We start from the raw sequence: 13,027 nt of genomic DNA, 5'->3' as shown, positions 1-13,027 counted from the left end.
GTGGCAGCCCTCAAGCGCGTCTGCCGGTTCAATCTCTGGATCAACCCGGTCTTCGACGCGCGGCTGAGGGCCGAACCCGACATCGACCTGCAGGTCGGCGACCTGCAGGGCCCGGCGGAACCGCTCGAGGCCCTGTTGGTGCAGGCCCATGTCTTCCACATCTCACCGGCAAGGGACGAGCTGCCTCGCCGCTGGCACGTGACGGACGAACTGCTGGCCGGCTGCCCGAACCTGCTCGCGGTCTCCTCGGGCGGGGCAGGCTTCGACACGGTGGACGCGGCCGCCTGCACCCGGGCCGGCGTCGCGGTGGTCAACCAGGTCGGCGGCAATGCCCGCTCGGTAGCGGAACTTGCCATCGGCCTTATGCTGGCTGTTTCCCGCAAGATCTGCGTCTCGGACCGGCTGCTGCGGACCGCGCGCGGCTTCTCGCGGGAATCGCTGATGGGCCACGAGATCGGCGGCGCGACGCTGGGTCTCGTCGGCATCGGCCATACCGGCCGGGAGGTGGCCAAGCTCGCCCGCGGCTTCGACATGCGGGTCCTGGCCTACGACCCGCTGCTCTCGGCCGAAGAAATCCGGGCCCGGGGCGCCGAGCCGGTGGACCGGGCGCGGCTGCTCGCGGAGGCCGACATCGTCTCCCTGCACTGCCCGCTCGACGACACGACGCGCGGCAGCTTCGACGCAAAAACCTTCGCGGCGATGAAGCCCGGCGCGCTGTTCATCACCACGGCCCGGGGCGGCGTGCACGACGAGGCGGCGCTCGCCGAAGCCCTGGCCACCGGCCATCTCGCGGGGGCCGGCCTCGATGTCTGGGCGCCCGAGCCGCCGCCCCTGGATTCGGCGCTGCTGACGCTCGACACTGTGGTAGCGACCTACCACACCGCCGGCGTCACCCACGAGGCGCGCCGTAACGTGGCGTCCTGGGGCGCCGAGCAGATCATCGGCCTCCTGCGGGGCAAGACCCCGCCGCGGCTCGTCAACCTGGAGGTCTGGCCAGCGGTGCTGGAGCGCCGGGCGCGGCTGCTCGGGACTGCGTAGCGGAGCCGCATCCGCGAAACCGGTCTGAGTCAGCTGGCAAGAATGTTGCCGGGCGGCAACAGGTCGACGGTGCCGTGGAGCAGCTTCGAGTCTTCGTAAGCTAATCCGCAGCCAGATCGAAATCATTCCAAGTTTTGCGCCGCGCGGGCTTCGCTCGGCAAGCTTGACCCTACCGGTCCCACCCCACCATCTCGGCGGCCTCGATGTAGCGTGGCCTGAGAACGTGGCGAAAAATTCTTCTCAATCCGGATCGAATACTTCCTATTCGATACTCGCGGTTGCCGTCTTGGCCTTTTTTGTCGGACATGGCCCACTCCTCAACTGGGACTGCGCCTGGGCGAAACCTGCATCCGATCCGAATCAGGAAGTCATTCTTGAGGAGCTCTCCGTCACCGGCCAGGGTAGCGCCTCCCAGGCCCCGGAGGGCTACGCCCCGTCACGGAGCGTCAGCGCCACCCGCACCGACACGCCCCTGCGCGACGTCCCGCAGACGGTCGTGCCGGTGACCCGGCAGGTGCTGGAGGACGCCGCCGCCACGCGGATCGACACCGCCCTCGACCTGGCCGGCGTCGGCCGCTCCAACAATTTTGGCGGCCTCGGCCTGACCGAAGTCACGATCCGCGGCTTCTCCGTGTTCGACTACTATCGCAACGGATTCCCGATCAGTCGCGGATACCCGAACGCGCCGGACGTCGTCGTGATCGAGCGGATCGAGGTGCTCAAGGGGCCTTCGGCCTTCCTGTACGGCCGCGGCGATCCCGGCGGCACCTTCAACATCGTGACCAAGCAGCCCCTGGCCGAGCGGTCGCTGGCGATCGGCACGCAGTACGGCAGCTACGGCGCCAAGCGCAGCACCTTCGACGCCACCGGGGCGCTCGACGAGAGCGGCCAGGTCCTCGCCCGCATCACCGGCGCGGTGGAGGACAACGGCAGTTTTCGCGATTTCGTGAGCGGCGATCGCTACCACGTCGCCCCCGTCATCGCCTGGAAGCCCAGCGCGGACACGACCATCACCCTGGAGGGCGCCTTCGTCAGCACCGGCACGACCTTCGATCGCGGCATCGTCCCCCTCCAGGGCCGTCTGCGTAACGTGCCGCGCTCCCGCTTCCTCAGCGAGCCCGGCCTGCCGCAGAGCGTGGTCCAGGACGCCCTCGGCCAGTTGCGGATCGAGCACCGGTTCGACCAGGACTGGGTGCTCACGGCCGGCGCTCAGGTGCTCGGCGGATCTCTGAAGAGCTGGGGCGTCGGCGCAGCTGCCAACGGCTTCCTGCCGGACGGCCGCACCCTGCGCCGGAATCTGGAATGGCGTGACCTGACCTGGTCCGACACCGATGTGCAGGTCAACCTGGCCGGCAAGTTCGACACCGGCTTCCTGCACCACACGCTGCTACTCGGCCTCGAATACGACCGGTACCGCTACCGGGAGGTCTTCGACCGCTCGAACGCCGCGCCCTTCCCGTTCCTGCTCGACCTGCTGGCGCCGCGCTACGGCCAGGCGCTGCCGCGCAGCCTGCCCACCATCACCAACTTCCTGCAGCACACGGAGAGCTACGCGGGCTACGTCCAGGACCAGATCGACATCACCCCACAGCTGCACGCCCTGGTGGGGGTCCGGGTCGAGGATGTCGGACAGGACTCCACATCATACATCACCAATCGCACCACGATTCTGCGCGGCACGGAGGCGCTGCCGCGCTTCGGCCTGGTCTACGACGTGTCCGACGCAGTCTCGGTCTACGGAAACTACGCGCGCTCGTTCAAGCCCAGCACCGCCTTGGACCGGCGCGGCCAACCCCTCGCCTTCGAGGGCGGCGAGGGCTACGAGGCCGGCGTAAAGGTCGGCCTGCTCGACGGGCGGCTCAACGCCACCGCGGCCGTGTTCGACATCCGCCGCACCAACGTCCCGACCACGGACCCGGTCGATTCCGCCTTCAGCGTCGCCGCCGGCGTGGTGCAGAGCCGCGGCTTCGACCTCACCCTGGCAGGCGAGTTGGCGCCGGGGCTACGCGTGATCGGCACCTACACCTATGTCGATGCGGCGGTGACGCGGGACAACACGATCCCGGTCGGGACCCGACTGGCCAACATTCCTGCCAACAGCTTTGCCATGCAGGCGGTCTACGAGGTCCAGGGCGGCGCGCTGAAGGGGCTCGGCTTCGGGGGCGGGCTCAACGTCGTCGGCCAGCGCGTCGCCGGCACGGCCCTGTCGACCTTCACGATGCCCGCCTACACGGTGGTGAACTTGATCTCGTACTATCAGATCACGCCGGATGTCCGGATCTACCTCAACGTCGATAACCTGCTTGACGAGATCTATTACGACCGCGCCTTCCAGAACCGCTACGCCACCCCGGGCCAGCCGCGCACCATCATGGGCGGCGTCGCGGCACGGTTCTGAGGGCCGCCGACCCTACACCGAAGCCGCCCGCATCCAGCCGAGGCCGGCCTCGGTGCCGGCGGCCGGGTGGTATTCGCAGCCGATGAAGCCGGCATAGCCCACCGCCTCCAGGGCGTCGAAGATCGGGTCGAACGCGATGGTGCCGGTCCCGGGCTCGTGCCGGCCGGGATCGTCGGCGATCTGGACATGGGCGATCAGCGGCGCGTGTGCCCGGATCAGTGCCGCCGGGTCATGGCCGAGGCAGACGCAGTGATAGGCGTCGAAAAGCAGCTTGACGTTGTCCCGGCCCACGGCACGGATCGCCTCCACGGCCTTGAGCGGGTCGTCGATCACGTAATCCGCGATGGAGCCCGGGCCGATCGGCTCGACGATCACGGTCATGTCGCGGGCCTTGGCCGCGTCGGCCGCGAAGGCCAAGTTGTCGAGATAGGTTTCCCACAGCCGCGCGGGCTCGGCTCCGGCCGGCCGGACGCCCGCCATCGGGTGGACCATCCGGCAGCCGAGTTGCGCGACATAGTCCAGGGTCGGCTCGATGGTGGAGCGGAAATACGCGACCTTGTCCGGCAGTGCCGCGAAGCCCTTCTCTCCCTTGGAGGCGTCGCCCGCCGGAAAACCGGTCTGGACCAGGGACACGCCGGCCCGCTCGAGCCAGCCCGCGACCTCTGCCGCCGGCGTCGCGAACAGGTTCGGATGCTCCACGGCCCGGAACCCGGCCTTGGCCGCGGCGGCGAACCGCTCGGGCAGGGGCAGCTCCGTAAACAGGAAGCCGCAATGGCCGCTCAGGCGGTCGGAGAAGGCACCGAGCTTCATGGATCAGGCCCTCTCAGCCGTCTCGATCATGGCGCGCATCCGGTCCACCGCCGCATGGGGCGCGGTCAGGACCGGTATAGCGACGGCGGCGCGCACCGCCTCGGCCGCCCGGGAAGTCGAGAAATGCGCCAGCATGATCGCGTCGCAATCGGCCAGTTCCGGCGCCCGCTCGACGATGAGCCGGTTGTGGGTCTCGGCGTCGCCGGCGCGCAGGCGCGCCATGGCGTCGTCCACCAGGATTGTGCGCAGGGTCGCGAGCCGGCCAGACTGGCCGACGAACTCCTCGAACTCGTCGGTCATGGTGCCGATCGAAGGGCCGAAGGTCGCCAGCATGCCGATGCGCTGCCCTTGCGCGATGGCGGCGCGGAACATCGCCTCGTTCGGCTTGAGCACCGGCACCGGCACGGTCTCGATCAGCCGGTCGATGGCCGGCCCGAAGGCCGAGCAGGTGATCAGGATGCCGTCGGCGCCCATGTCGTGGCCGTAGCGCCCGAACCGGACGAACCGGTCGATCATGCCCTCGGAGATCTCGCCGGGTTCCTTGGCCCGGTCGAGGGACAGGCCGTCATCCAGCAGATTGACCGTCTCGGCCTCGGGCCAGCGCTCGGCGAAGGCCGCCTGGATCGGAGCCATCGCGACCGGCGTCGCGTGCAGGAGGACTATGCGGGGGGCCATGCTGTCTCCCGGGATGTGACGCGGTCGGGCATCCGTTCGCTGTTCAGCGTCTTGTAAGCGATTTCAAAGCGGTGGCAAGATATCGCCTATACGCTCGGTCACGGGCCTATCTTCGCGGCGGCGCCGTGCTGGCGCGTAGGATCAGCTCGGCGTCGATTTCGGTGAGCCGCACCACCGGCCGACCCTGCATCCGGGCGATGAGATGGTCGCCGGCGGCGTGGCCGATCTCGGCGGAATGGATCCGGATCGTGGTCAGCGCCGGATCAAGGAAGGGTGCGAAGTCGGAATCGTTGTGGCCGATCACCGAGAGGTCGCCGGGCACGTCGAGCCCCCGGGCGCGGGCCTCGATCATGGCGCCGAAGGCGATCTGGTCGGTGCCGCAGATGATCGCGGTGGGCGGCGGGCCCCCGGCCAGCATCTGGCGGAAGCCATCGCGGCCGCCTCCGATGCCGTAGGAGATCTCGATGTCGTGCTCGGGGGCGAGCGTCAGGCCGCGCGCCGCCAGCGCCTGGGCGATGCCTGTGACGCGGGCGCCCCCGCGGTCGTTGTCCTTGCGCAGGCCGGAGATCACCCCGATCCGGCGATGGCCCAGATCGATCAGGTAGTTCGCCGCCCGGGCCGCGGAGGCGGCGTTGTCGAAGCCGACGCAGGGGCGCTCCCGTGACAGGCTGAAGGTCTGCACCATCGGAATGCCGTGCCGGGCGATGCGGGCGTGAAGATCCGGGTGGTGGATGTCGCCGACCAGCATCAGCCCGTCGACGCCACGTTCCAGCAGGAAGGTCGCCTCGCGCAGCTCGTCCTCGAGGTCGTATCCGGCATTGGTGGCGACCAGGGTGTAGTCGGCCTGCCGCAGCCGCTCCTGGAAGCTCGAGAGGACGCGTACGAACGCCTCGTTCTCGATGTTGGGGACCACGGCGCCGACGGCCATGAACCGGCGGGTCGAGAGCGCCCGGGCCGCACCGTTGGCGACGAAACCGAGATCCTGCGCGGCGCGCATCACGGCGTCCCGCTTGTCGGCCCGGACCCCGGCGGAGCCGTTGAGCACCCGGGAGACCGTCGCGGTCGAGACCCCGGCGCGATGCGCCACGTCCCGCGCCACCGGGCTGCGCGACGGCGGTTCCAGGATCTCATCCGGCCCATCCAACACGGAAATTCGACTCTCCCCCGTACACGCCCGAACCATGCCCTAACCGGCAGTATATTGACACTCTCGGATGACCATGGCTATCTGAAAGCGCTTTCAAAAATGCTGTCGGCCCGCTGGCATCCGGGTCCGGCGGAAAACAGGGAGGAGCGGATGGCGACGTTCGACCAGCCCACTTCGGGTCTGGGGGCTCCCGAGCGCGAGGCCCCCACGGTGGGGCAGGCCGATACCGCGGCCCCCGGCATCGCCGGACCTCAGGCCCTCGTCACCAGCCTCAAGCGCAGCGACGCGGTCACGCCGTACCGGTTCCGCGACCTGCTAGCGCTCGACGATTTCGAGCGCCACGCCCGGCGGCTCCTGCCGCACATGATCTTTCAATACGTGGCCGGCGGGGCCGAAACCGGGGCGGCGCTCGCTCACAGCCGCGGCGCCTACGCCGATTACGCGCTGGTGCCGCGGCTGATGCGCGACACATCCGGACGCGACACCGCCACCGAACTGTTCGGCCACACCTACGCGGCGCCCTTCGGGGTCGGGCCGCTGGGCGGAGCCGCGTTCATCGCCTATCGGGGCGACATCGTGCTCGCCGAGGCGGCCCGGCGGATGAACCTGCCGATGATCCTCAGCGCCTCCTCGCTGATCAAGCTGGAGGACGTCTACGCCCAGAACCCGCAGGCCTGGTTCCAGGGCTACCTGCCCGGCGATCAGACCCGGATCGACCGCCTGCTCGACCGGGTGGCGGGCACCGGCTACCGCACCTTCGTGGTGACCGCCGACACCCCGACTTTGGGCAACCGCGAGCACAACACCCGCAGCGGCTTCTCGATGCCGATCAAGGTCACGCCCAAGGTCGCGTGGCAGAGCGCGACCCACCCGCGCTGGCTGCTTGGCACCGTGGCCCGGACCTTCCTGAAGCACGGCGCCCCGCATTTCGAGAACACCGAGGCGACCCGCGGGCCGCCGATGATGTCCCAGGGCGCGGTGCGCAACACCATCGCCCGGGACCAGCTCTCCTGGAAGAACCTGGAGGCGATCCGCAAGCGCTGGTCCGGCAACCTCGTGGTGAAGGGGCTGCTGGCCCCGGAGGATGTCGAGATCGCGAAAGGCTGCGGCGCCGACGGCGTCATCCTGTCGACCCATGGCGGCCGCCAGCTCGACCATGCCATCGCGCCCCTCGACGTGCTGCCGGAGATCGCCGCCAGAAAAGGCAGCCTGAAGATCATCGTCGACAGTGGCATCCGCCGCGGCACCGACGTGATGAAGGCGCTGGCGCTCGGCGCCGACTTCGTCCTGCTCGGCCGGCCGTTCATGTTCGGCGCCGCGCTCGGTGGGGCTGCCGGCGTCGAGCACGCCATGCGGATCCTCAAGGAGGAGCTCAACCGTGACATGGCGCTGATCGGGGTGAACCGCCTGTCCGAGCTGAACCCGGACTTCCTGCGCCGCGTCCCGCGGCGGAGCTGACCCGGAGACCGGCATGACCGACGACGCGCCCCGTCCGCCCCTCGGCCTCGCCTTCGTCGGCTGCTTCACCACCGCGCGCCGCCGGGCCCGGGGCCAGGGCATCGACATCTACCGGGTCGGGGCCGGGCTCGACGACTGGACCCATCTCGGCCGGGTCGATGGCCTGGAGAACCCGTCCTTCCTGGTCACCGATCCCGCCCGCGCGGTGCTCTACACCGTCCGGGGCGACGGCACGTCGGCCACCGCCTTCGCGGTCACGCCGGACGGCACCCTGCGGAGCCTCGGCAGCGCGGAGACCGGCGGCACCAACAGCGTCCACCAGGCGCTCGACCCGAGCGGGCGGTTCCTGATCGTCGCCAACTACGCCAGCGGCTCGGTCGCACTGATGCCGCTCCGACCCGATGGCGGGCTGGAGCCGGCCGCGCAGGTCCTGCCGATGCCGGGCGAGCCCGGCCCGCACCGGACCGAGCAGGCCGGCGCCCACCCGCACCACGTCGTCCTGTCGCCGGACGGTCGCCACGTGCTGGTGCCCGACAAGGGCCTCGACCGGGTCTTCGTCCTCCGCCTCGACGGCGACCAATTGGAAATCGTCACCGAAGCCGTGCTGCGCCCGGGCGCCGGCCCACGCCACATCGCGTTCCACCCCGGCGGTGCGCTCGCCTTCCTGGTCAACGAGCTGGAGTCCACCGTCGCGACCTGCCGGTGGGATGCGGGAACTGAGACGCTCACGCCCCGCCACCTCGTTCCGACGCTGCCCCCCGACTTCTTCGGCGCCAGCACGGCGGCGGCGATCGTGGTCACCCCATGCGGGCGCTTCGTCTACGCCTCGAACCGCGGCCAGGATGGGATCGCGCGCTTCCGGGTAGACGGCGCCCGCCTCGAACCGGCCGGCTGGACGCCATCCGGCGGCCGGGACCCGCGCTTCATGACCCTGGCGCCGGACAGTGGCCGCCTGCTGGTGGCAAACGAGCAGGGCGACAGCCTGACCGAATTCGCCATCGACCCAGGCAGTGGCGACCTCACCCAAACGGGTTCACGCCAGAGCCCGAGCCCATGCACGATCGCGTTCCTATAAAAATACACAACAAAAACATGATGCCTCCAGAGGAATCCCGATGTTCGCCAAACGATACAGGTTCCTGATCGCGGCTCTGCTGTTTATCGCCGGGATCATCAACTACATGGACCGCGCGGCGCTCGGCGTGGCCGCGCCCTTCGTCAAGCAGGACCTCAACCTGTCGCCTTCCGAGCTTGGGGTGATCTTCAGCACCTTCTTCTTCGGCTACGCCCTGTTCGCCTTCGTGGGCGGACAGCTGGCCGACCGCTACGGCCCGCGCAGCGTCTACACCTGGGCGGCGACCTCCTGGTCGGTCCTGTGCATGCTCACCGGCGCGGTGACCGGCTTCGCGCAGATGTTCGTGGTCCGCGCCCTGTTCGGCTTCGCCGAGGGGCCGATGAACTCGACCACGAACCGGACCATCACCACGTGGTTTCCCCGCGAGGAGACGGCGCGCACCATCGGCTTCACCTTCTCCGGGCAGACCGTGGGCAGCGCCATCGCGGCGCCCGTCGTCGGCCTGCTGGCGATCCAGTACGGCTGGCGGGTGGCCTTCGTCGCGATCGGCGCCGTGGGCCTCGTCTGGGTGGTGGCGTGGCGGATCCTGATGACCGACCGCCCCCGGGACAATCCCCGGGTCTCGGCGGAGGAGATCGAACTCGTCGAGCGCAGCCGGGCCGTGTCGCATCTCGCCGCCTCCGACCACGAGCGGTCCCTGCGCGGCTACCTGTTCCTGCCGAGCACGCTGTCGCTGGGTCTCGGCATGTTCGCGGTGAACTACACCCTCTACATCTTCCTCTCGTGGCTCCCGAGCTACCTCACCGACGCCCTGCACATGCCGGTGCAGCAGATGGCGTTCGTGGCCTCGATCCCCTGGGCCTGCGGGTTCGTGGGCTATGTCGGCGGCGGCATCGTCGCCGACCTGCTGTACAAGCGCATGGACGACAAGCTGGCGGCCCGGAAGATCACCACGATCGTGCCGCTCGCCATCGCGGGCGTCGCACTGATCACCGTCAACGCCGCACCGAACGCCGCGGCGGCGGTCGCGCTGATCGCGCTGGCGGTGCTGATGCTGACGAGCTCGGTTCAATCGTGCTGGGCGACGATCCACGAGCTGGTGCCGGAGGCGCGCGTCGGCGGCGTGAGCGGATTCATCCACCTTTTGAGCAACATCTCGGGCATCATCGGGCCGACCGCCACGGGATTCGCCGTTCAGTATCTCGGCGGCTACGCCAGCGCCTTCGTGATCGCCGCCCTGATCGCCGCGGCCGGCGTCGTCGCGATGGCGGTCTTCGTGAAGCGCCCGCACGACCCGCAGGCGGCCTCGCCACTCAAAGCGGTGAAAACCGCCTGATCCCGGAGCGAACCGATGAGCGCCCCCACCGACACGATCCCCGAAAAGCCCATCCTCCTCACCGGCGCCTCCGGTGCGCTTGGCCGGGTGCTGACGAAGGCGCTCGGCGCGCAGGGCTGGACGCTGCGCCTGACAGACCGGGTGCCGTTTCCCGATCCGCTGCCGGAGGGCGCGCGCTTCCAACTCGCCGACCTTGAGGACGGCCCGGCGATCCTGCGCCTGGCGGAGGGCTGCGGCACGATCCTGCATTTCGGCGGGATCTCGGTGGAGCACCCGTTCGAGACGGTGATCGGCCCGAACATCCGCGGGCTCTACCACGCGTACGAGGCGGCCCGGCGGGAGCGCGCCCGCATGGTGTTCGCCTCCTCCAACCACACGATCGGGTTCCACGAACGCAGCGAGGTCCTGGACGACGACTGCGCCCTCGCGCCCGACGGCTATTACGGCCTGTCCAAGGCCTATGGCGAGCTGATGGGCGGCCTGTACCGGGACAAGCACGGGGTCGAGAGCATCTTCCTACGCATCGGCTCCTGCTTCCCGGAGCCGACGGACGCGCGAATGCTGGCGACCTGGCTGTCCTATGCCGACCTGACCCGGCTGATCACCCGCGCCACCCTGGCTCCGAGCCTTGGGCCGAAGGGCTCGGTGGTGATCTGGGGTGCTTCGAACAACAGCCGCATGACCTGGTGGCGCCGGGACGGGCGCGACGCGATCGGCTGGGCGCCGCAGGACAGCGCCGATGCCTACGCTCCGGCCCTGGAGGGCAAGACCAGCGGCAACCCTGTGATCGAGCGCTACCAGGGCGGCGGCTTCACCGCCCTCGACTATACCCGCACCGCGCCGCCGGCCCGGTGATGACACACCCCGAGACGACCGGAGCCCGCATGGCGGACGACCAGAAAACGACGCGGCTGAAATGCGCCCTGGTGGTGCGGGGCGCCTTCGACGCCCATGTCGTCCCCGCCTTCGCGGCGGCGGGCGGCCGGGCGGCGATCGACTGGGCGCCAACCGCGGTGATCATGAAGGCGCTGCAGGGGGGCGAGACCGCCGACGCGGTGTTCGTGCTCTCCGACGCGATGGATCGGCTGATCGCCGCGGGGCAGGTCGAGCCCGACACCCGGGTCGATGTCGTGCGCTCCCGCTACGGCATCGCCGTGAAGGCCGGGGCGGCGCATCCCGAGATCGGCAGCGTCGAGGCGCTCAAGCGGACGCTCGTGGACGCGCGCTCAGTCGCCTATTCGCGCACCGGCGCCAGCGGCATCTACTTCGCCGGCCTCCTGCCGCGGCTCGGCCTCGCCGAGGCGGTCAACGCTCGGGCGACGATCATCCCGCAGGGTTTCACGGCGGAAAAGCTCGTCTCGGGCGAGGCCGACATTGCAGTCCAGCAGATCAGCGAGTTGATGGTCGTGCCAGGCATCGAGGTGGTCGGGCCATTCCCGGAGCCGGTGCAGGAGGTGACCACCTTCTCGGCCGCGATCCTGCGCGGCACCACCGACCGCGACGGCGCCCTGCGTTTCCTGGCCGGGTTGACCACGCCGGAGGCGGCCGCCGCCTACCGCGCCAGCGGTCTAGAGCCGGCTTTCTGAGACAGCTCGAGACACCTCCACCATCATTGCGAGCGCCGCGACGCAAACCAGGGACACGCATCGCTCGAAGATCGCGTCCTGCACCGGATCGCTCCGCTAGGCCCTCGATGACGGCGCAAAGATAAAACAACATAAAAAACGAGGAAATCATGGTCGCCAGCGAACAGGACCGGATCGTCCGGCAGGTGTTCTTCAGGCTGATGCCGCTGCTCTTCATCGGCTACGTCATGGCCTATATCGACCGGATCAACGTCGGCTTCGCGGCCCTGCGGATGAACGCCGATCTCGGTATCGGGCCGGCCGTGTTCGGGCTCGGCGCCGGGATCTTCTTCATCGGCTATTTCATCTTCGAGGTGCCGAGCAACCTGATCCTCGAGAAGGTCGGCGCCAGGCGCTGGATCGCCCGGATCATGATCACCTGGGGCCTGCTCTCGGCCGCGATGATGTTCGTGCAGGGCTCTACCAGCTTCCTGATCCTGCGTTTCCTGCTCGGCGCGGCCGAGGCCGGGTTCTACCCGGGGGTGATCCTCTACCTGACCTATTGGTTCCCCAAGGCGTATCGCGCCCGGATCTTCGGTGCCTTCGCAGTCGGCATCCCGGTTTCGCTGGCGATCGGCGCCCCGCTCTCGACCACGATCATGCAGCTCGACGGCACCCTGGGCCTCAAGGGCTGGCAGTGGCTGTTCCTGCTGGAGGGCATCCCGACTACCCTATTCGGCTTCGTGTTCCTGGCCCTGATCCCGGACCGGCCGAAGGACGCGCACTGGCTCGCGCCGGCCGACCGCACCGCCCTGCAGACCCTGATCGATTCCGAGCAGAGCAGCGTCGCCGGCACCCACGGGACCAGCCTGCGGACGGCCCTCTCGGATCCGCGGCTGATCGCGCTATCCTTCATCTACTTCGCCAACACCGGCGCCAATCTCGGACTGGCGTTCTTCCTGCCGCAGATCCTCAAGAGCACCGGCCTGTCCGACATGCAGACCGGCCTGATGACGGCAGTCCCGTACGTCTTCGGCGTGGTCGGCGGCCTCACGGTCGGCTGGATCTCGGACCGCTACGACGACCGCCGGATCACCTTGGCGACGGCGCTTGGCCTCACGGCGACCGGGCTTGCGCTCGCCGGCGTCGCCACCGGCTCGCTCTGGGCGGTGGCGTTCATGGCGCTCGCCGCCGCCGGGCTCTACGGGGCGAAGGCGCCGTTCTGGGCGCTCCCCTCCGTGTTCCTGAGCGGCAGCGCGGCGGCGGGCGGAATCGCGCTGATCAACTGCATCGGCAATCTCGGCGGCTTCGTCGCCCCCTCGATGGTCGGATGGATCCGCGAGACCACCGGAAGCTTCGAGGCCGGCCTGTACTTCCTGGCCGCGTTGGCACTCTCGGCCGTGGTGGTGACGCTTCTGGTGGTCAACGACCGCTTCGGCGACGCGCGCCGGTCGCCCGGTGTCGCAGCCATCCCGGTCGCGGCGCCCCGGACCTGACAGGGGGCGCCGCTGTTTTCGACGGCGGC

General features: G+C 69.4%; 11 protein-coding genes. 8 read left to right on the top strand and 3 right to left on the bottom strand.

What is annotated here, in order from left to right; genetic code table 11:
- Both MFF40_RS04730 and MFF40_RS04725 read left to right on the top strand, forming a co-directional pair.
- Entirely contained in the window at positions 1-1,038 is a 1,038-nt protein-coding gene (locus tag MFF40_RS04730) for a hydroxyacid dehydrogenase (RefSeq protein WP_147853744.1), read from the top strand.
- A gap of 286 nt (positions 1,039-1,324) precedes the next feature.
- Positions 1,325-3,436, top strand: coding sequence for a TonB-dependent siderophore receptor (locus MFF40_RS04725; RefSeq protein ID WP_238259809.1), 2,112 nt, complete (start codon positions 1,325-1,327; stop codon positions 3,434-3,436).
- A gap of 12 nt (positions 3,437-3,448) precedes the next feature.
- On the opposite strand, the gene MFF40_RS04720 is transcribed toward MFF40_RS04725, so the two are convergent.
- The 3 genes from MFF40_RS04720 to MFF40_RS04710 form a co-directional block, all read right to left on the bottom strand.
- Positions 3,449-4,246, bottom strand: coding sequence for a hydroxypyruvate isomerase family protein (locus MFF40_RS04720; protein WP_147896879.1), 798 nt, complete (start codon positions 4,244-4,246; stop codon positions 3,449-3,451).
- Positions 4,247-4,249: 3 nt separating this feature from the next.
- Positions 4,250-4,921, bottom strand: coding sequence for an aspartate/glutamate racemase family protein (locus MFF40_RS04715; RefSeq protein WP_147896878.1), 672 nt, complete (start codon positions 4,919-4,921; stop codon positions 4,250-4,252).
- Between the two features lie 106 nt (positions 4,922-5,027).
- Positions 5,028-6,068, bottom strand: a complete 1,041-nt coding sequence (locus MFF40_RS04710; protein WP_147853748.1) for a LacI family DNA-binding transcriptional regulator — start codon at positions 6,066-6,068, stop codon at positions 5,028-5,030.
- 150 nt (positions 6,069-6,218) lie between these two features.
- Here MFF40_RS04710 and MFF40_RS04705 point away from each other — a divergent pair, with 150 nt between their 5' ends.
- From MFF40_RS04705 to MFF40_RS04680, 6 genes are all read left to right on the top strand, one after another.
- Positions 6,219-7,526 (top strand): alpha-hydroxy acid oxidase, encoded by a 1,308-nt coding sequence (locus tag MFF40_RS04705; RefSeq protein WP_147896877.1) that lies wholly within the window; start codon positions 6,219-6,221, stop codon positions 7,524-7,526.
- Between the two features lie 13 nt (positions 7,527-7,539).
- A complete protein-coding gene (locus MFF40_RS04700; RefSeq protein ID WP_147896876.1) occupies positions 7,540-8,601 on the top strand; it encodes a lactonase family protein in 1,062 nt (353 codons plus the stop codon).
- A gap of 40 nt (positions 8,602-8,641) precedes the next feature.
- The gene (locus MFF40_RS04695) at positions 8,642-9,937 is read left to right on the top strand and encodes an MFS transporter (RefSeq protein ID WP_147853751.1); all 1,296 of its coding nucleotides are present in this window, start codon (positions 8,642-8,644) and stop codon (positions 9,935-9,937) included.
- A gap of 15 nt (positions 9,938-9,952) precedes the next feature.
- Positions 9,953-10,792 (top strand): NAD-dependent epimerase/dehydratase family protein, encoded by an 840-nt coding sequence (locus tag MFF40_RS04690; protein ID WP_238259808.1) that lies wholly within the window; start codon positions 9,953-9,955, stop codon positions 10,790-10,792.
- A gap of 29 nt (positions 10,793-10,821) precedes the next feature.
- On the top strand, positions 10,822-11,523 hold the full coding sequence (locus MFF40_RS04685; protein WP_147853753.1) for a molybdate ABC transporter substrate-binding protein: 702 nt from the start codon (positions 10,822-10,824) through the stop codon (positions 11,521-11,523).
- 149 nt (positions 11,524-11,672) lie between these two features.
- Positions 11,673-12,998 (top strand): MFS transporter, encoded by a 1,326-nt coding sequence (locus tag MFF40_RS04680; protein WP_147853754.1) that lies wholly within the window; start codon positions 11,673-11,675, stop codon positions 12,996-12,998.
- Positions 12,999-13,027: the final 29 nt, after the last annotated feature.

The sequence above is a fragment of the Methylobacterium mesophilicum genome (assembly GCF_022179445.1).
Classification (GTDB): domain Bacteria; phylum Pseudomonadota; class Alphaproteobacteria; order Rhizobiales; family Beijerinckiaceae; genus Methylobacterium; species Methylobacterium mesophilicum.
Note: the sequence above shows the minus strand (reverse complement) of the source record. Positions and strands in the feature narration are given on the sequence as shown.